This is a genomic window from Mesorhizobium sp. B1-1-6 (assembly GCF_006443035.1).
GTDB lineage: Bacteria > Pseudomonadota > Alphaproteobacteria > Rhizobiales > Rhizobiaceae > Mesorhizobium.
In genome coordinates this window covers 116,736-135,070 of record NZ_VFWR01000003.1, presented here as the reverse complement: position 1 = coordinate 135,070, position 18,335 = coordinate 116,736, and the positions used below count along the sequence as shown (strand labels likewise).

At 63.1% G+C, this 18,335-nt stretch carries 19 protein-coding genes and 1 riboswitch; of the genes, 14 read left to right on the top strand and 5 right to left on the bottom strand.

Annotated features, from left to right (window positions below; genetic code table 11):
- Nucleotides 1-22 precede the first annotated feature (22 nt).
- The 3 genes from FJ979_RS07310 to FJ979_RS07300 all read left to right on the top strand — a co-directional run bounded on the left by FJ979_RS07310 (nt 23) and on the right by FJ979_RS07300 (nt 2,448).
- Nucleotides 23-949, top strand: a complete 927-nt coding sequence (locus tag FJ979_RS07310; RefSeq protein ID WP_224647240.1) for a LuxR family transcriptional regulator — start codon at nt 23-25, stop codon at nt 947-949.
- Between the two features lie 96 nt (nt 950-1,045).
- Nucleotides 1,046-1,684 (top strand): acyl-homoserine-lactone synthase, encoded by a 639-nt coding sequence (locus tag FJ979_RS07305; protein ID WP_140496654.1) that lies wholly within the window; start codon nt 1,046-1,048, stop codon nt 1,682-1,684.
- A 14-nt stretch (nt 1,685-1,698) separates the two neighbouring features.
- Nucleotides 1,699-2,448: an enoyl-CoA hydratase-related protein gene (locus FJ979_RS07300; protein ID WP_140580397.1), complete on the top strand. Its 750-nt coding sequence runs from the start codon at nt 1,699-1,701 to the stop codon at nt 2,446-2,448.
- A gap of 56 nt (nt 2,449-2,504) precedes the next feature.
- Here FJ979_RS07300 and ppk2 read toward each other — a convergent pair whose 3' ends face one another.
- Nucleotides 2,505-3,413, bottom strand: coding sequence for a polyphosphate kinase 2 (gene ppk2 / locus FJ979_RS07295; protein WP_140580395.1), 909 nt, complete (start codon nt 3,411-3,413; stop codon nt 2,505-2,507).
- Between the two features lie 194 nt (nt 3,414-3,607).
- Between ppk2 and FJ979_RS07290 the strand changes: the two genes are divergently transcribed.
- The 3 genes from FJ979_RS07290 (at nt 3,608) to FJ979_RS07280 (ending at nt 6,815) form a co-directional block, all read left to right on the top strand.
- Nucleotides 3,608-4,873 carry an ATP-binding protein gene (locus tag FJ979_RS07290; RefSeq protein WP_140580394.1) on the top strand — a complete coding sequence of 422 codons (1,266 nt, stop codon included), beginning with the start codon at nt 3,608-3,610 and terminating at the stop codon, nt 4,871-4,873.
- A 112-nt stretch (nt 4,874-4,985) separates the two neighbouring features.
- Nucleotides 4,986-5,711 carry a phosphate signaling complex protein PhoU gene (phoU, locus tag FJ979_RS07285; protein WP_140513249.1) on the top strand — a complete coding sequence of 242 codons (726 nt, stop codon included), beginning with the start codon at nt 4,986-4,988 and terminating at the stop codon, nt 5,709-5,711.
- Nucleotides 5,712-5,807: 96 nt separating this feature from the next.
- Nucleotides 5,808-6,815 carry a magnesium and cobalt transport protein CorA gene (locus FJ979_RS07280; RefSeq protein WP_140580392.1) on the top strand — a complete coding sequence of 336 codons (1,008 nt, stop codon included), beginning with the start codon at nt 5,808-5,810 and terminating at the stop codon, nt 6,813-6,815.
- 145 nt (nt 6,816-6,960) lie between these two features.
- Here FJ979_RS07280 and FJ979_RS07275 read toward each other — a convergent pair whose 3' ends face one another.
- Nucleotides 6,961-7,479 carry a GcrA family cell cycle regulator gene (locus FJ979_RS07275; RefSeq protein WP_140496642.1) on the bottom strand — a complete coding sequence of 173 codons (519 nt, stop codon included), beginning with the start codon at nt 7,477-7,479 and terminating at the stop codon, nt 6,961-6,963.
- 355 nt (nt 7,480-7,834) lie between these two features.
- Here FJ979_RS07275 and FJ979_RS07270 point away from each other — a divergent pair, with 355 nt between their 5' ends.
- The 3 genes from FJ979_RS07270 to FJ979_RS07260 all read left to right on the top strand — a co-directional run bounded on the left by FJ979_RS07270 (nt 7,835) and on the right by FJ979_RS07260 (nt 11,116).
- The gene (locus FJ979_RS07270) at nt 7,835-9,034 is read left to right on the top strand and encodes an aspartate aminotransferase family protein (RefSeq protein ID WP_140580390.1); all 1,200 of its coding nucleotides are present in this window, start codon (nt 7,835-7,837) and stop codon (nt 9,032-9,034) included.
- A 15-nt stretch (nt 9,035-9,049) separates the two neighbouring features.
- Nucleotides 9,050-9,961 (top strand): ornithine carbamoyltransferase, encoded by a 912-nt coding sequence (gene argF, locus FJ979_RS07265; protein WP_140580389.1) that lies wholly within the window; start codon nt 9,050-9,052, stop codon nt 9,959-9,961.
- Between the two features lie 123 nt (nt 9,962-10,084).
- On the top strand, nt 10,085-11,116 hold the full coding sequence (locus FJ979_RS07260; RefSeq protein WP_140580387.1) for an Hsp33 family molecular chaperone: 1,032 nt from the start codon (nt 10,085-10,087) through the stop codon (nt 11,114-11,116).
- Between the two features lie 140 nt (nt 11,117-11,256).
- On the opposite strand, the gene apaG is transcribed toward FJ979_RS07260, so the two are convergent.
- Nucleotides 11,257-11,649, bottom strand: a complete 393-nt coding sequence (gene apaG, locus FJ979_RS07255) for a Co2+/Mg2+ efflux protein ApaG (RefSeq protein ID WP_140496634.1) — start codon at nt 11,647-11,649, stop codon at nt 11,257-11,259.
- A gap of 231 nt (nt 11,650-11,880) precedes the next feature.
- On the opposite strand from apaG, the gene FJ979_RS07250 reads away from it, so the two are divergent.
- The 3 genes from FJ979_RS07250 to FJ979_RS07240 all read left to right on the top strand — a co-directional run bounded on the left by FJ979_RS07250 (nt 11,881) and on the right by FJ979_RS07240 (nt 13,718).
- Nucleotides 11,881-13,032: a ceramide glucosyltransferase gene (locus FJ979_RS07250; RefSeq protein ID WP_140557635.1), complete on the top strand. Its 1,152-nt coding sequence runs from the start codon at nt 11,881-11,883 to the stop codon at nt 13,030-13,032.
- A 160-nt stretch (nt 13,033-13,192) separates the two neighbouring features.
- Entirely contained in the window at nt 13,193-13,408 is a 216-nt protein-coding gene (locus tag FJ979_RS07245) for a BrnT family toxin (protein WP_140496630.1), read from the top strand.
- Nucleotides 13,392-13,718, top strand: a complete 327-nt coding sequence (locus FJ979_RS07240) for a BrnA antitoxin family protein (RefSeq protein ID WP_140580386.1) — start codon at nt 13,392-13,394, stop codon at nt 13,716-13,718. The genes FJ979_RS07245 and FJ979_RS07240 overlap by 17 nt, the downstream gene beginning before the upstream one ends.
- A 21-nt stretch (nt 13,719-13,739) precedes the next feature.
- Here FJ979_RS07240 and FJ979_RS07235 read toward each other — a convergent pair whose 3' ends face one another.
- Complete coding sequence (locus tag FJ979_RS07235; RefSeq protein WP_140560866.1) at nt 13,740-14,927, bottom strand: O-succinylhomoserine sulfhydrylase; 1,188 nt, start codon at nt 14,925-14,927, stop codon at nt 13,740-13,742.
- Nucleotides 14,928-14,984: 57 nt separating this feature from the next.
- A riboswitch (SAM riboswitch) is annotated at nt 14,985-15,062 on the bottom strand.
- A 77-nt stretch (nt 15,063-15,139) separates the two neighbouring features.
- On the opposite strand from FJ979_RS07235, the gene FJ979_RS07230 reads away from it, so the two are divergent.
- Together FJ979_RS07230 and FJ979_RS07225 are read left to right on the top strand one after the other, a co-directional pair.
- Nucleotides 15,140-16,234, top strand: a complete 1,095-nt coding sequence (locus FJ979_RS07230; protein WP_140496624.1) for a 2'-deoxycytidine 5'-triphosphate deaminase — start codon at nt 15,140-15,142, stop codon at nt 16,232-16,234.
- 98 nt (nt 16,235-16,332) lie between these two features.
- Nucleotides 16,333-17,106 carry an ABC transporter substrate-binding protein gene (locus FJ979_RS07225; RefSeq protein WP_140523972.1) on the top strand — a complete coding sequence of 258 codons (774 nt, stop codon included), beginning with the start codon at nt 16,333-16,335 and terminating at the stop codon, nt 17,104-17,106.
- Between the two features lie 215 nt (nt 17,107-17,321).
- On the opposite strand, the gene araD1 is transcribed toward FJ979_RS07225, so the two are convergent.
- The gene (gene araD1 / locus FJ979_RS07220) at nt 17,322-18,314 is read right to left on the bottom strand and encodes an AraD1 family protein (RefSeq protein ID WP_140496620.1); all 993 of its coding nucleotides are present in this window, start codon (nt 18,312-18,314) and stop codon (nt 17,322-17,324) included.
- Nucleotides 18,315-18,335: the final 21 nt, after the last annotated feature.

Sequence of the window (18,335 nt, the reverse complement as noted above, 5' to 3'; positions counted from 1 at the left end):
GTACGAAAATAGTACAGGCACAATGCTTTTTGATTTCAACGCGTCGATTTCAGGATATGCTTTAGCAGGTTTGCAAACAGCGGTGGCTGCCCGGGTGGGGACCAGGGTCGAGAACCACAACCACAAGGCAACGCTTTGCAATCCCTGGTCGGTGGCGAAGTGCCAACAAGGCACGGATCATCGATTTCAACGAGGCAACATGGGGTTTGATGTTGCGATGGGTCAGTTCGATCGCACGCTGGAATACATAGATCACCTGCAGCAAGCCGGAACGGCGGCTGCGGTTTGCGAGAGGCTGTTGGGCATAACGTCGGATTTTGGCCTGACCGCTCTGATGGCGGGCACCGTACCGCAACCGGGCACGCCGACCGGCCAGCAAAAGCAGCATGTGCTGCTTTGCGACTGGCCTGTCGAATGGTTGGAGCGCTACGTGGCGCGCAACTATGTCGATCACGACCCGATCGTCAGCCACATGAAACAGTTGCAGGCGCCGTTCCAGTGGCGGGAAGCGGCCCAGGGCGTTAGCATCGACAGAAGCAGCGGCGAAGTGATGGGCGACGCCGTCGTGTTCAAGCTGCGCGACGGGCTGGCCTTCCCGCTCATCACGCTCGACGGCCAGATCGTCATGGTGTCACTGGGTGGCGAGGCCGTGGAACTGTCCGCCGCCGAGTTCGGTCTGGTGTCGCTGGTGTCGACCTATGCGGTGGGCCGGGCCATGCAGCTTCACACGAAGGCCAGCAAGACCATCGATAATGTCGAGCTGACGCCGCGCGAACGCGAATGCCTGCAATGGGCCGCCGTCGGCAAGTCCGAATGGGAGATTTCGCAAATCCTCGGCATCTCCGAACACACGTCGGAGAAACACCTCCTTAACGCCAAAAGCAAACTCGGCGCCGTCAACCGCGTACAGGCAGTCGCTGAAGCGATAAGGCGCGGCTATATTAGTTAGGTCGGCCGGGTCGGCCTAGAAATTCCTGCCTACGTGATCGCGTAATTTTCTTGCGAGGGCACGGCCGTATCTTCCTCTTGAACAGGAGACGGCAAAATGATTTTTTCCCTTACAACAAAAGAACTGATGGAACATCCCGATCTGTGGGAGGCCGTGCATCGGCTGCGCTACAGGATTTTTGTCGAGGAAATGGGGTGGGAGGACCTGCGGCGCCCCGATGGATTCGAGATCGACCAGTTCGATCATGACGAAGCGGTGCATCAGATCGTCATCAGAGGCAACGAGGTCGCGGGCTATCAGAGGATGTTGCCGACCACGCGGCCGCATCTGCTAACGGAGGTGCTGGCCGATCTTTCCGTGGGAACGCCGCCGTCGGGTCCGAACATCTGGGAACTGACCCGCTATGCGGTCGCTCCCGGCTTTCGCGACGGCCGCCGAGGCGTTTCGACCGTCGGTACCGAGCTCATTGCCGGCTTCGTCGAGTGGGGGCTGAAGCGCGGCGTCGACAAGGTGATCATCGAGTTCGAGCCGATGTGGGTGCTGCGCGCGCTGCAGCTGCATTTCCTGGCCACGCCGCTGGGCTATCAGCGCACCTATGGCAACCAGCAGGTCGTCGCGACGCTGCTCACCTTCAATGAGCACACGCTGGATGTGGTGCGTTCGCGCCGCAATCACCACGCTCCCGTTCTGGCCAGGGGATATCCCGATATGTTCGGGCAAAGGCGGGCGTCATGAGATCGGAAACGGCCATGAACGCGCACCCGCAACCCGAACTGCGCAACCACACGCTGATCGTCACGGTCTCGTCGACCGACGGCCGGCCGGTGCTCGACAGAAGGGCCTATGAAAGCCTGGCCAGGACATTTCACGAAGCCGCCGACAATGACGATGTGCGTGTCGTCGTGCTGCGCGGTCTGGCGGGCTGCTTCTGCCTCGGCGGCGATTTTTCCGAATTTCTCGACGCTACCAAGCACCAGAAGCTGATCGCCGCCGTCACCGAGATGTTCCGCACGCTGGCGACGTTCCCCAAACCCATACTGGCCTGTGTCGACGGCGATGCGGTCGGCGTTGGCTGCACCATCCTGTTCCATTGCGACATGGTGATCGCGTCCGCCGAAAGCACGTTCCGGGTGCCGTTCGTCGATTTCGGCCTAGTGCCGGATGCCGCGACCAGCATCCTGGCGCCGCAGAAGCTCGGCTACGCCGGCTCCTTCCGCTTTTTCTGCCTCGGCGACACGCTGCGCGCCGACGACGCCAGGGCGCTCGGGCTGGTCGCCGAGATTGTCTCCGAAGGCAGCGTCGAGGAGGCAACCCTCGGCCGGGCAAGGCAGCTCGCCAGGAAGCCGGTCGCCGCGCTGCTGCAGACGCGGGGCCTGCTCAAGGGGAACCCCGCGGAACTTTGCGAACGCATCGATCAGGAGATCTCGCTGTTCCAGCAGGCGCTGCAGGACGACACCACGCTGCGGCGGCTGCAGCGGATTGCCCGGTTGGCGGCCTGAGCGTCGCGCCGAAGGCGTTGCGCCACGCGGTCCAGTGCCGCGTGGCGCAGGCACCGTCAGTCCTGTTTTGCCAGGAATGACGGCCCTTCGCCGATGATTTTCTTGTCTTCCTTGCCTATGATGTCGAGGTCGCGGCCGTCATAAGGCAGCGACAGGAGGATGCGCCGCATCACCGCCAGCCGCGCGCGGCGCTTGTCATTGGCACGCACGATGATCCAGGGAGCGAATTCCTTGTGGGTGCGCTCGAACATGGTATCGCGCGCCCTGGTGTAATCGTCCCACTTGGTAATGCCGGCAATGTCGATCGGCGAAAACTTCCAGCTCTTCAGCGGACTGTGGCGGCGATCGTGAAATCGCTCGAGCTGCGTTTCCCGGCCGATGTTCAGCCAGAATTTGAAGAAGTGGATGCCGTCATTGACGATCATCCTTTCGAAGTGCGGTGTCTCGTCGAGAAACTTCTCGTGCTGTTCTGGCGTGCAGAAGCCCATCACCGGTTCGACGCCGGCGCGGTTGTACCAGGAACGGTCGAACGTGACGAATTCGCCCGCGGTCGGGAAGTGGTCCGCATAACGCTGGTAGTACCATTGCCCCAGCTCGGTCGGCGTCGGCTTGGTCAGCGCCACGTTGCGTGCCGTGCGCGGATTGAGGTACTGGCGCAGGACGAAAATCGTGCCGCCCTTGCCGGCCGCGTCGCGGCCCTCGAACAGCGCCATCATCCGCTTGCCTGTCGACTGCAGCCACGCCTGCGCCTTGACCAGCTCGATCTGCAAGGCCTCGAGCGTCTCGTCATACTCGTCGCTCTTCATCTTCTTGTCGTAGGGATAGCCACCCGCGGTCAGCTTGCGCTCCTCGACCCAGTCCGGCAGTGCCGGATTCTCGATGTCGAACTCCCGCTCCTTGCCGTTGATCCTGAGCTTCAGCGGCCCCTGGGTCGGCGCGGCGGTGTTTTCCTTGGCTTTTTTCATCGAGGCGAACCTTTCCAGCTTACGGACTCGTGCTATTGAGCCATTGCAGTGCCGCGCGCCGCTTCAGACGCAAAGGGCGCTGCACTTTTGGATTTTGCGCATGATCCTTTCCGAAAATCGATTCTGATTTTTCGGCGTCATGCGCCAGGCCGGTCCAGCGAAATTGCCGGACCGGGAGCGGGGCGCAGGCGCGAATGGCTGACCAGGGCGCAGACGAGAAGGGCATGGCGCAAGCGCTTGCCGCGCGGCTGTGGAACAGCCGATGGTTGCTGGTCGCCGGTCTTGTTGCGGTCATGGCGGTTTATGCCTTTGCGGGCATTTCCGCCTATGTGCTGCTGCCGGCGCTGGCTTTGCTGCTGGTGGCGGCGATGATGCCGGCTGGAGCCACGCGCCAGCCCCGCGAAAGCGGCGCGGCGATCGAGGCCATCGGCCTGCAACGCCTGTCCGGCGAATATCTGGCGGCGGCCGTCGCCGACCCCTTGATCATCTTCGACCATGCCGCGGCCATCGTTCATGCCAACGCCGCCGCCTTCGCCGCCTTTGGCGGCATCGCGCCTGGCGTATCGTTGTCGCTGAAATTCCGGGCGCCGGAAATGCAGGCTCTTCTGGACGGCGTGCTGTCGGGCGAGGTCGCGTCGGATGTCATCGATTACACCGAGAGGCTGCCGGTCGAGCGGACTTACCGGGTCAGTGCCTCCTCGGTCGGTCACGGCACCGATCTCTACGTGATGGTGTTCAAGGACCAGAGCGAAGCGCGCCGCATCGACCGCATGCGCGCAGATTTCATCGCCAATGCCAGCCACGAATTGCGCACGCCGCTCGCCTCGATATCGGGTTTCATCGAAACGCTGCGCGGACCGGCCCGCAATGATCCGGCGGCGCGCGAGCAGTTCCTGCAGATCATGCAGAACCAGACCGGCCGCATGGCACGCCTGATCGACGACCTTTTGTCGCTGTCGCGGCTGGAGATGAAGCCCTATCTGCGGCCGGGGACCGAGGTCGATTTGCGCCAGACCGTCGACAGCGTCATCGATTCGCTGGCCCCGCTGGCGCGCGAAAACGGCGTCGTCATCGAGCGGGATTTCGCCGACGGCCCTCTTTACGTGCCGGGCGACCGCGACGAACTGTTCCAGGTCTTCGAGAACCTTCTGGAAAACGCCTGCAAATATGGGCAGTCGGGCGGCCGCGTGGTGGTGTCGATCGAGCGCGGCGACGCCGAGGGCGAAGCGGGCATCGACGTGACGATCAGGGATTTTGGCCCCGGCATTCCCGAGGAGCACATTCCGCGCATCACGGAGCGCTTCTATCGCGTCGACGTCGAGAGCAGTCGAACCCAGAAGGGCACAGGCCTTGGCCTGTCGATCGTCAAGCATATCCTGACGCGCCACAACGCCAGGCTTTCGATCAAGTCCGAAGTCGGCAAGGGCGCCGCCTTCTCGGTCCATTTGCCGGCGGCCTGAGCCGCCCTAGTTTCCAAGCTGCCATTTCTTTTTTCTGTCATCCGGTTAGCGTATCAGCGGGGATTCGAGGAAACGACTCAAAATCAGATCATCCGTGGGAAGGCATCCGGTCATGCAGTCCGTGCACATAGTCAGCGCCTATGACGAGGAGCTGAAAGATCTGTCGAAGCGCATCGCCGCCATGGGCGGACATGCCGAACGCATGGTCGAACAGGCGATCTCCGCCCTGGTCAATGCCGATCCCGGCCTTGCCCAGAAGGTGATCCGCGACGACGCCGTCCTCGACGAAGGCCAGCGCGAAATCGACGACAGGGCAATCATCATCATCGCCCGGCGCCAGCCGATGGCGACGGACTTGCGCGAGATCGTCGGCGCGATCCGCATCTCGGCCGATCTCGAGCGGGTCGGCGATCTCGGCAAGAATGTCGCCAAGCGTGTGGTGGCGGTTGCCGACGGGCGCCAGCCGACCAGCCTGTTCCGCGGCCTCGAAGCCCTGGCCGACCTGGCGTTGACCCAACTCAAGGAAGTGCTCGACGTCTACGCCTCGCGCTCGGTCGAAAGGATCGGCTTCGTACGTGACCGCGACGACCAGATCGACGCCATGTACACGTCGCTGTTTCGCGAATTGCTGACCTACATGATGGAAGATCCGCGCAACATCACGCCTTGCACGCATCTGCTGTTCTGCGCCAAGAACATCGAACGCATCGGTGACCATGCCACCAACATTGCCGAGACGATCTACTATATCGTCACCGGCGACCAGATGCCGAGCGAGCGGCCGAAGGGCGACAAGACGGACAAGATCGGCCTTTCCGCAACGCAGCCGGTCAAGTGAACGCACTTTTTCTCGAACGCTTGGTCGTATTGCGCTAGACTATCCCTGAGGCAAGCCTGCTGGTTCCCAGCAAAGGCAGTGCTTCGGGAGGCTGCGATGGAATATGTCCGGGATTTCAAGCCCGCGCCGCCGACATCGGCCGTCATCGCCTCCAGCGTCTACACAGCCGGGCGCCGCATCGCCGACATCCCGATCGAGGAAGCCGGCACATGGGCAAGGAAAGCGGGGCACGTGGTGTGGATCGGGCTGCTTGAACCCGATCGCGAGCTTCTGCTGCGCGTGCAGGCGCAATTTCATCTGCATGAGCTCGCAATCGAGGATGCCGAGCATCCGCACCAGCGGCCAAAGATCGAGCAGTATGGCGATGCGCTGTTCATCGTCGCCCGCACGGCGCAGCTGATCGAGGGCCGCGTCACCTTCGGCGAGACGCATCTGTTTGTGGGCAGCGGCTACATCGTCAGCGTCAGGCACGGCCCTTCGACATCCTATGCTGTGGTGCGCCAGCACTGGGAAAGCTGCCCGCATTCACTGGCCAAGGGCGAGGATTTCGTCCTCTATGCCATTCTCGATTTCATCGTCGACAACTACATGCCGGTGCTCGAGCAGATCGAGGATGAGGTCGAGGCGATCGAGGACCGGGTCCTGCTGAAGCCGATGACCGGCCCCGATATCGAACGCCTTTATATGCTGCGCCGCGATCTGTTGCGGCTGCGCAATGCCGCACTGCCGCTGGTGGAGGTCTGCCGGCGGCTGACCAGCGCCGACCTGCCGCAGATCCATTCAGCCATGCACCCGCTGTTTCGCGACGTGACCGACCATATCCGCACCGTCCAGGAAAAGATCGACAGCTTGCGCGAAGTGCTGGCCTTTGCCTTCGAGGCGAGCCTGCTGGTGGGCCAGAGCCAGGAAACGGCGATCTCCAAAAAGCTCGCCTCATGGGCGGCAATCCTGGCCGTGCCGACAGCCTTCGCGGGCATATACGGCATGAATTTCAGCGACATGCCGGAACTGAAGATGGAATACGGCTACCCGACGGTGCTGCTGGCGATTGCGCTGATCTGCTGCTTTCTCTACTGGCGGTTTCGCAAGAATGGATGGCTGTGAGAGTAGGGCAGTAGGGCAGTAGGGCAGTAGGGCAGTAGGGCAGTAGGGCAGTAGGGCAGTAGGGCAGTAGGGCACAGTAGGGCAGTAGGTTAAGAGAACGCTCGGGAGCGCAAATTCAAACATACTGCCCTACTGCCTTAGTCCCTTATCTATTCCGCCGCCGCTCCGCTGCCGGCTGGAACGCCACGCGGGCATGGTATTTACAATAGGGTCCGGTTTCGGCGGCTTCGTTGCCGCAGAAATTGAAGTCCTCCGACAGCGGATCGCCGTTCGGCCATTTGCAGGTGCGCTCGGTGAGTTCGGTGAGCTGGAGATGCCGCGAGATCGGCACCACCACATTCTCGACCGGCCGGATATAGTGGCGGGCCACCGGCTCGGCATCGAACTGCGCTTGCAGCGCCGTTGCTCCGATCGATGTCGTGACGTGGCGGGTCGCACTCGCGGGGCGCGACACCGATTTCTGCGCGCCCGACCCTTGCGCCGTCTTCTTCTGGCGTGCCGGCGCTGCCGTGGCGCGCCCGCGGCCCGACAATTTCAGCCGGTGCACCTTGCCGATGACGGCATTGCGGCTGACCCCTCCAAGCTGGGCAGCAATCTGGCTTGCGCTCAGACCCTCCGACCACAGTTTTCTCAAGAGTTCGACCCGCTCGTCAGTCCAATTCATGACCGCGCTCCTGCTAAGCGTACGGCAATCGGAATCCATTCCCGGCCCAGCACCACTGCTGGGGCAGACACCACATATATCTGGTGATTAGGTCCGCCGCACGAAATCTAGTTATTTCCCGACTACAACTACCTTATGCGCTGACTCGGTGACAAGAGTCCGAAGTGCAACACGAATCGGTTTTTTCGGTTTTCCCCAACTTGCCAGCTCACTTATGAGCCGGCGTCCCGTCGGGAGGCTTGCCGCGCGCCACTACGCGACGTTTTCGTTGACTTCATGGCTGAAAAACCCGATAAGCCGCAAAGGCCGCCGCTTTGGCGGCTTTTTTGATTTTCCGGTTCCGGAGACGCATATAATGAGCGGTTCGGCGCTTTTCGAGACCTTTGCTCGCGCACCCCTGGCCTTCGACCATGGGGAAGGCACCTGGCTGGTCACCGACAAGGGCGAGCGATATCTCGATTTTGCCGGCGGCATAGCCGTCAATTCGCTGGGCCACGGCCATCCGCATCTGGTTGCGGCGCTCACTGAACAGGCTGCCAAGCTCTGGCACGTCTCCAACCTCTACGAGATCCCGGGGCAGAGCCGGCTCGGCGAGCGGCTGGCCGACGCGACCTTCGCCGACAAGGTGTTCTTCACCAATTCTGGCGCCGAGGCGCTGGAATGCGCGATAAAGACGGCGCGGCGCTACCATTTCGTCAAGGGGCATCCCGAGCGCTTCCGCGTCATCACTTTCGAAGGCGCCTTCCATGGCCGCACGCTGGCGACCATCGCGGCCGGCGGCCAGTACAAATATCTCGAAGGTTTCGGCCCGAAGGTCGAGGGTTTCGACCAGGTCGGCTTCGACGATATCGACGCCGCCGAAAAGGCGATCACGCCGGAGACCGCGGCGATCCTGATCGAACCGGTGCAGGGCGAGGGCGGTATCCGCCCGGTGCCGACACAATCGCTGAAGCGGCTGCGGCAGCTCTGCGACCAGCACGGCCTGCTGTTGATCTACGATGAGGTCCAGTGCGGCATCGGCCGCACCGGCAAGCTGTTCGCGCATGAATGGTCGGGGGTCGCTCCAGACATCATGGCCATCGCCAAAGGCATTGGCGGTGGCTTCCCGATGGGCGCCTGCCTTGCCACCGACGAGGCGGCTGTCGGCATGACCGCGGGCGTCCACGGCACTACGTTCGGCGGCAACCCGCTGGCCATGGCGGTCGGCAATGCCGTGCTCGACGTGGTGCTGGAGGAGGGCTTCCTGGCGGATGTGCAGCGCAAGGCGCTGTTGTTGAAGCAAGCGCTGGCAGGGGTGGCCGACGAATTCCCCGAGGTCATCGAGGATATCAGGGGCACGGGGCTGATGCTGGGCCTCAAATGCGCCATGCCCAACGGCAAGGTGAACATGGCGCTGCGCGACCAGCATCTGCTCGCGGTTCCGGCCGGCGACAACGTCATTCGCCTGCTGCCGCCGCTCACCGTCACGGACAGCGAGATCCATGAAGCGCTGGAGCGCATTCGCGCCGGCGCCAAGGCCCTGTCCGAGGCAATTGCCGCTGAAGCCGCGAAGTAAATTCGAAAGCTCCTGATGTCACTTCGTCATTTCACTGACCTCTCCGCCGTTTCAGAAGGCGACCTGCGCTCCATGCTGACCGACGCGGTGGAGCGCAAGGCGCGCCTCAAGGCGGGCGAGCGCTCTAAACCGCTCGAAGGCAAGGTGCTGGCGATGATCTTCGACAAGCCGTCGACGCGCACGCGCGTCTCCTTCGATGTCGGCATGCGTCAGCTTGGCGGCGAGACCATCATGCTGACGGGCACCGAGATGCAGCTCGGCCGGTCCGAGACCATCGCCGACACAGCCAAGGTTCTGTCGCGCTATGTCGATGCCATCATGATCCGCACCACCTCGCATGAGCGGCTGCTGGAGCTGACCGAGAATGCAACCATCCCGGTGATCAACGGGCTCACCGACGATACCCATCCTTGCCAGCTGATGGCCGACATCATGACCTTCGAGGAGCATCGCGGTCCGGTCGCCGGCAAGACCATCGCCTGGACTGGCGACGGCAACAACGTGCTGCATTCGCTGCTGGAAGCCTCGGCGCGGTTCCGCTTCAACCTCAACGTCGCGGTGCCCGAAGGCAGCGAGCCGGCGCAGAAGCACGTCGACTGGTCAACCGCACATGGCGGCAAGCTCTCCTTTACCCGTTCGCCAGAGGAAGCCGTCGACCAGGCCGACTGCGTCGTCACCGACTGCTGGGTGTCGATGGGCCAGGAGCACCGTGCCCGCGGCCACAACGTGTTTTCGCCCTACCAGGTCAACGCCAAGCTGATGGCCAAGGCAAAGCCCGACGCGCTGTTCATGCACTGCCTGCCGGCGCATCGCGGCGAGGAAGTGACCGACGAGGTCATCGACGGTCCACATTCGGTGGTCTTCGACGAGGCCGAGAACCGGCTCCACGCCCAGAAGGCCGTGCTTGCCTGGTGTCTTGGGGCCTGAAGTGGACTTGAAGTGTCTTGGCGCTTGACGTGCCGGGGAACTTGATCTCCGGAGGCGCGATGCCTATCTGCGCGGCATCACGCAAATCAAGCGCGTTTAGACGCATGCTCCCCAAAGGGCGGCATGGCCGCGCCCTGGAGCTTTGTCATGCTGGAAACCCATCAAGTGGCTGAACATCACCCCCAACTCGGCGAATTCGGTTACGCCGGCGATGATCACGTGGTGCCCTTCGAGGTCGGCCCGCTCGATGTGCGCGGCCGCACCGTTCAGCTCGGGCCGATGCTCGATGCGATCCTTGGCCGCCATGATTATCCCGAGCCGGTCGCCCGGTTGCTGGCGGAAGCCTGTGTGCTGACGGTGCTGCTAGGCACCTCGCTCAAGTTCGAGGGCAAGTTCATCCTGCAGACCCGCACCGACGGGCCTGTCGACATGCTGGTCGCGGATTTTTCCACGCCCTCGGCGCTGCGTGCCTATGCGCGCTTCGATGTCGACCGGCTGGAGGCGCTGATTGCGGCCGGCGAGATCTCGCAGCAAACGCTGCTCGGCAACGGTGTGCTGGCGCTGACCATCGACCAAGGTGCCCACACGCAACGCTACCAAGGCATCGTCCAGCTCGACGGCGAGACCCTGGAAGAGGCCGCGCGCACCTATTTCCGCCAGTCGGAGCAGATCCCGACCGATCTCCGGCTTTCGGTCGCCAAGCTTTTGACGCCCGGCCCCGGCGGCGCGCGCGAGCAGTGGCGGGCGGGCGGCATCCTGGCGCAGTTCCTGCCGCAGGCCTCCGAGCGCATGCGCGTTCCTGACCTGCCCGGCGGGGATGGCGATCCGCGCGAGGAGATCCACGATCCCACAGACAATTCCTGGCAGGAATTGCTGGCGCTGCTCGGCACCATCGAGCCGACCGAACTGATCGATCCGACCATCGGCGCAGAGCGGCTGCTCTATCGTCTGTTCCACGAGCATGGCGTGCGCGTCTTCGGCGGCGTTCCCGTCGCCGATCAGTGCTCATGCTCCCGCGACAAGATCCGCGGCATCCTCGAGGGCTTCTCCGCGCAGGAGATCAAGGACAGCACCGAGGACGGTGGGATCCACGTCGCCTGCGAGTTCTGCTCGACGCAATATGACTTCGACCCGGCGGAATTTACGACGCAGTAGGGTTCCACCTTCTCCCCGTTCTACGGGGAGAAGGTGCCCGAAGGGCGGATGAGGGGCGGCGCTGCCCGCTCATTGTCCTGCCGGACATTTCTCGCCGTATAGTGACGGGGAGAAAGACGCTGTCGCCGATTTCGCCTGGTCTAATTCACCGTCCGCCTTGTCCCCGGCAGGTCGAGTGAGAAGGCGGGGATGGCGATGTCGAATGTCTCGCCCCGCTCGTTGCGCATGGTGTAGTGACCGACCATGATCCCCGACGGCGTCGAGAGCGGACAGCCCGACGTGTATTGATAGCTGTCGCCGGGATTGAGTTCGGGCTGATCGCCGACCACGCCGGCGCCTCGCACTTCCTCGACCCGGCCGGCGCCGTCGGTTATGTGCCAATAGCGCGACAACAGCTGCACGAATTCGTCGGACTGGTTGTCGATCGTTATCTGGTAGCCCCAGACATAGCGGTTTTCCGAAGGATCCGAGCGGTCCTCGAGATAGAACGGCCTGACCTGCACTTCGATGTTGCGCGTGACGGCGCGGTACATGAGCGGCTCCAAAACAAATCCGGTGTGGAACATTCGGCGCTCTTTGCGGTTCGATCAACCGTGCGCGTCCGAGTTGCTGTCCCTGAAGGGCAGGTGCCGACAAACAATGTCATTTGAGTGACACATGACAATGATGGTGTGCACCAGCAATGCCGGGCGACTCGGGCGCTCTGTCGAACTGTCGAAAACGGCCGCCAAGCGGGCCGGGTTTTCTGGAGTGACCGGATATCGATGGAACTCGCTCTCATAACCGGCTCGCTTTCGATCGCTCTCATCGCCTCAAATCTCGCCAGCATCCTGCTCGCCTGCTCGCGCCTGAAACGGCGCGCCGCCATCGCGCCGCCGGCCGGCAAGCCGCTGCCTGTCTCGATCGTCATCCCGGCGCGCGGCGTCGAGCCGTTTACCCATGAGACGCTTGAGCGCGCTTTCTCGCTCGACTGGCCGCGCTACGAACTGATCTTCTGTGTCGCCCATGCCGACGACCCCGCGGTCAAGCCGATCCGCGCCGCGATTGCCCGCTTTCCAGCCGTGCCGGCCCGCCTGCTCACCGGCGACGACCGCGTCAGCGCCAACCCGAAACTGAACAACTGCGTCAAGGGCTGGGAGGCAGCGCGCCACGACTGGGTCATTCTCGCCGATTCCAACGTGCTGATGCCGAAAGACTACGTCCAGCACCTGATGGCGGCATGGCGGCGGGACACCGGCCTGGTTTGCTCGACGCCGATCGGTTCGCGGCCCGACGGCTTCTGGGCAGAAGTCGAATGCGCTTTCCTCAACACGCTGCAGGCGCGCTGGCAATATGCCGGCGAGGCGCTTGGCCTCGGCTTTGCCCAGGGCAAGAGCATGTTGTGGAACAAGCAGATGCTCGACGCCAATGGCGGCATCCGTGCGCTCGCCGCCGAGATCGCGGAGGATGCCGCGTCGACCAAACTGGTCAACAGGCTCGGCCTGCGCGTCAATCTCGTCGCTTCGCCCTTCGAGCAGCCGCTCGGGCAGCGCATGCCGGGCGAGATCTGGTCGCGCCAGGCCCGCTGGGCGCGCCTGCGCCGCGTCACCTTTCCGCTCTTCTTCGCGCCCGAGATCCTGACCGGCGTGGCGGCTCCGCTCGTGCTGGCGCTGATCGCCGCGGCCAGCGCCGGCGTCAGCCTGCCCATGACAGCGCTTTGCGTGCTGGCGCTCGCCTACCTGCCGGAATGCATGCTCGCCTCGGCAAAGGGCTGGTATCTGTCGCCGCGCATCGTCACCGCGATGATCGCACGCGACCTGATGTTGCCGGCGATCTGGATGCGCGGTTGGCTGGGCGGGGCCGTCGACTGGCGCGGCAACGCCATGACCATCGGCACCAAGGCGGCCGAGCTCGAAGAGACGCCCTCCCGCGCTTGATGTCGGCGGTTCAGCTTGATGTCGAGGAAGGTTATCGTATATACAAAAATTGTTGAACTAGGCTCTATTTTTGTGTATAAAATAACCTATGGAGCGCCCCAACGGCGATGCTGTTCGAGTGGGATGAAACAAGGCAAAGACAAACAGGGCCAAGCATGGCGTGGATTTCGCGATCGCTCCGTCCTTCGATTTCGCCAATGCCGTTATCCGGCTCGATGACAGCGAGGATTTTGGCGAGGATCGTCTTGTTGCCATCGGTCTGATCGAGGCTGGCGTTTATGTGATGGTCTATGTCGAGCGAAGCCATGCGATCCGCGTAATTTCGCTACGCAAGGCAACGAGACAGGAGATTACGGACTATGTCGAAAACCTCTAAGACGATCGTGCGCCGCGAGGCTACTCCCCCAAAGCAGTCGCGCGCTGATGCTTTGGGGCTCGCCAAAAAGGCGCTTGGCGCGAGGACCGACGAGGAAGATGCTGCGATCACTGCCGCCGCCGAGGCCGATCCGGATGCGCAGCCGACCGATGCCGCTTCGCGCCGCAAAGTTGGCCGACCGCCGCTTGCGCGACCCAAACGTGCGGTACAGTTGCGCCTCGACGCCGATGTTGTCGACCGTTTCAGGGCCGGTGGTGATGGCTGGCAGACGCGCATGAACGAAGCGTTGCGCAAAGCGGCAGGCCTGTAATCCTCGGTCTGCCACCAGTCCTCATCGGGCCTTCAACGCCTGCGCGATGTCGTCCAGCAAATCGTCGGTATCTTCCAACCCGACCGACAGCCTGAGCGTGCCGGGTCCGATGCCGAGCTCGGCGCGCGCTTCGTCGCTGAGGTTCTTGTGCGTCGTCGTCGCCGGATGGGTGATCAGGCTTTTGGCGTCACCGAGATTGTTCGAGATCAGGACGATGTCGAGCGCGTTCTGCAAGGCGAAGGCACCCTGCTTGCCGCCCTTGACGTCAAAGCAGATCAGGGTGGAGCCGCCCGACATCTGCTTCTTCACGACGTCAGCCTGCGGATGGTCGGCGCGCCCGGGATAGATCACGCGGGCGATCTCCGGCTGCTCGGCCAGGAAATCGGCGATCTTGCCGGCGCTCTCCGTCTGCTGGCGCACGCGCAGCGGCAGCGTTTCCAGGCCCTTCAGCAGCGTCCAGGCATTGAACGGCGACAGGCTGGGGCCGGTATGGCGGAAATAATCGTGCAGGTTCTCGTCGATCCACTTCTTGTCCGACAGAATGACGCCGCCGAGACATCGGCCCTGGCCATCGATGTGCTTGGTCGCCGAATAGACCACGATATGCGCGCCGAGCTGCAACGGCTTCTGCTGCAGCGGCGTGGCGAAGACATTGTCCACGACCAGCCGCGCGCCGATCGAATTGGCAAGCGAAGCGACGGCGGCGATGTCCACCACCTCAAGCGTCGGGTTGGTCGGGCTTTCCAGGAAAAACAGCTTGGTGTTGGGCCGAACCGCCTTTTCCCAATTGGCGATGTCGGTGCCGTCGACCAGCGTCGCCTCGATGCCGTAGCGCGGCGCCAGCGTCTCGACCACCCAGCGGCAGGAGCCGAACAGGGCGCGCGCCGCAACGATATGATCGCCGGCCTTGACGCTGCACAGGAGTGCTGCCGTCACCGCCGCCATGCCGGACGCGGTGGCGCGCGCGTCCTCGGCGCCTTCGAGCGCGCACATGCGCTTCTCGAACATGTCGACGGTCGGATTGGCGTAGCGCGAATAGATGAAGCCCGGTTCCTCGCCCTTGAAGCGGGCTTCGGCGGCTTGGGCCGTTTCATAGACATAGCCCTGGGTCAGGTACATCGCCTCGGAAGTTTCACCGAAGCCGGAACGCAGAGTCCCGCCATGCACGAGTGCGGTCTGAGGCTTCCAGTTGCGCGTCTTGCTCGTCATCGTCCTATCCAAACACAAAAAAACCGGCCGCGAAAAAGTCGCAACCGGTCCATGCGGCCTTGCGGCCCGACGGTCCTTTAGCGACTTGTTTAACGTGGCTGCAAGCCGACCGGCCAAATCACCACGGGATAACGACCCTTTAGACCCGCGCCACGCTTGCGTCAATTGCCGGCTTCATTAAGAGACTTGTACCAGCAGAGCGGAGCCAGACTTTGCGGCAGACAGGAATTCTTCCCGATCAGGACATTGCGGCGCTGTTCCAGTCCGGCGCGCTGAAGTCGTCGCGTGCGCTCGACGCCGACCAGATCCAGCCGGCCAGCCTTGATCTGAGGCTCGGCGACAAGGCGTGGCGGGTGCGCGCGTCCTTCCTGCCGGGTCCCAACCATAAGGTCAGTGAAAAACTCGACCGGTTGAAGCTGCACGAGATCAGCCTGGCCGACGGCGCTGTTCTGGAAACCGGCTGCGTCTACATCGTGCCCCTGCTCGAAAGCCTGGCGCTGCCGGCGGAAATTTCGGCGTCCGCCAATCCCAAGAGCTCGACCGGGCGGCTCGATATCTTCACCCGCGTGATGACCGATCGCGGCCACGAGTTCGACAAGATCGCCGCCGGCTATCATGGTCCGCTCTATCTCGAAGTCAGCCCACGGACCTTCCCGATCGTCGTGCGCGCCGGCTCGCGCCTTTCGCAGATACGCTTCCGCACCGGCAATGCGCTGCTCTCGGAAGCAGAGTTGCATCAATTGCACCGGGCCGAAATGCTGGTCGCCACCGAACCGCCAAACATCTCCGGCGGCGGCATCGCATTGTCGATCGATCTCAACGGCGACAGTGACGGGCTGGTCGGCTATCGCGGCAAGCACCATACCGGCCTGGTCGATGTCGACAAACGCGCGGCGCAGGAGATCGTCGACTTCTGGGAGCCGATCCACAAGAGCGGCGCCGGCGAGCTGGTGCTCGATCCGGACGAGTTCTACATCCTCGTCAGCCAGGAAGCGGTGCATGTGCCGCCGCTCTACGCGGCCGAAATGACGCCCTTCGATCCGCTGGTGGGCGAGTTCCGTGTCCACTATGCCGGCTTCTTCGATCCGGGTTTCGGCCATTCGGCGGCCGGCGGCACCGGCAGCCGCGCCGTGCTCGAAGTGCGCAGCCATGAGGTGCCGTTCATCCTCGATCATGGCCAGATCGTCGGCCGGCTGGTCTACGAGCATATGCTGAAGCGGCCGCAGGCGCTTTACGGCACCGAGCTCGGCTCGAACTACCAGGCGCAGGGCCTGAAGCTGTCCAAGCACTTTCGCGCCGCGCCCTGAACGCTCATCACCGTCAGGCAAGATACTTGCCTGCGCCGGCTCGCCATGCTTGGCTGCCTCGCCGGCCGCCGACGTGGCGGCGCTCAAGGGGAATGAAAATGCAGATTTCGAAATGGATCATATCGGCGGCGGCCGCCGCCATGCTGACGCTTGGTGCCGGCGCCCTGTCGGCGCATGCGGCGGAGAAAATCAAGATCGGCACCGAGGGAGCCTATCCGCCGTTCAACACCATCACGCCCGACGGCAAGGTCGAGGGCTTCGACATCGACATCGCCAACGCCTTGTGCGCGCAGATGAAGGTCGAATGCGAGATCGTCACCCAGGACTGGGACGGCATCATCCCGGCGCTGCAGGCCAAGAAATTCGACGCCATCATCGCTTCGATGAGCATCACCGAGGAGCGCAAGAAGCAGGTCGCGTTCACCCACAAATACTATACGACGCCGCTGTCGCTCGTCGCCCTGAAGGACAGCGACATCGCCTCGACCGAACCGGCGGCACTCGCCGGCAAGACGGTCGGCGCCCAGGCGGCGACCACGCAGGCCAACTACGCCCAGGACGTCTATGGCAAGGCCGGCGCCGAAGCGAAGCTCTATCCGACCCAGGAAGAGGCAATCACCGATCTCCAGAACGGCCGCCTCGATGCCGTCCTTTCCGACAAGTTCGTGCTGATGGACTGGATGAAGAAGGCGAGCGACGGTTGCTGCAAGATGGTCGGCGACGTCAAGGGCACCGAGACCGAAGCCGGCATTGCCGTGCGCCTCGAGGATACGGCGCTGCGCGACAAGCTCAACGCAGCCATTGACGCCATCGTCGCCGACGGCACCTACAAGAAGATCCAGGACAAGTATTTCGATTTCGATATTTATTGAGATCTGAGACGCTTCTTACCTTCTCCCCTTGTGGGAGAAGGTGGCCTCGCGAAGCGAGGTCGGATGAGGGGTGTTCCAGGGAACGCCAACGCCTCACTCCGGCCAGCACCCCTCAACCGTCTCGGCGCTGCGCGTTGATCCACTGCCCTGGGGCGAGCCACGGGTCTCGCCCCGTCCTTCGGATCCCACAGGGGAGAAGGAAATGATGGCCACCCTCAGAGCGCCTTCACCGCCACCTTCACCGGCTGTTCGATTTCGAGCGGATTGCGCAGCGGCAGGCCGAAATCGCCGGCCTCGATCTCGAACACGTCGCCGGCCTCGGTCTTGATGCCGTCGGCGAAGGACAGGGTCGCGGTGCCGAACATGTGCACATGCACGTCGCCCGGCTGGCGGAAAGCCGAATATTTGAAATGGTGGTGTTCGAGATTGGCGATGGTGTGCGACATGTTCGCTTCGCCCGACAGGAACGGCTTTTCCCACATCAACTTGCTGTCGCGCCAGATGCGTGAGGAGCCCCTGATGTCGGCGGGCAGGTCGCCGACCAGGATCTCCGGTCCGAAGGAAGCGTTGCGCAGCTTGGAATGGGCGAGAAAGAGGTAGTTCACGCGTTCGGTCACATGGTCGGAAAATTCGTTGGACAGCGTGAAGCCGACCCGGAACGGCGCGCCGTCGTCGCCGATGACATAGATGCCGGCAACCTCGGGCTCCTCGCCGGCATCCTTGGCGAAGGCCGGCGACAGGAGCGCGGCACCCGGCGCCACGGCCATCGTGCCATTGCCCTTGTAGAACCATTCCGGCTGCACCCCGATCTGGCCTTTCGCGGGTTTGCCGCCTTCCAGCCCCATGCGGAACATCTTCATGGAATCGGTGAGCTGCTCCTCGCCATCGGTGCTGAGCTTCTTGTGCATGGAATCGCGCGTCGCCGCCGAGCCGAGATGCGTTAGCCCCGTGCCGGTCAGATGCAGATGCGCCGGATCGGGATGATTGATCGGCGACAGCAGCCGCCCCTTCTTGTAGGCGGCGTCGAGATCGACGGTCTCGCCGAGCCCCTTGCGTTCGATCAACGCGGCAAGGCCGACGCCGGTACGAGCGGCTTCCATCGCCAGCGAATAGACGCTGCGTGCGCCGTTGATGATCCGGGTCTTGCCGCCCGTGCGTGCAACGACACGGATGGTCTCGGCGTCGTCGAGAATCTGCGAGATCAGCATGATCAGTCCTCTCTCATATCT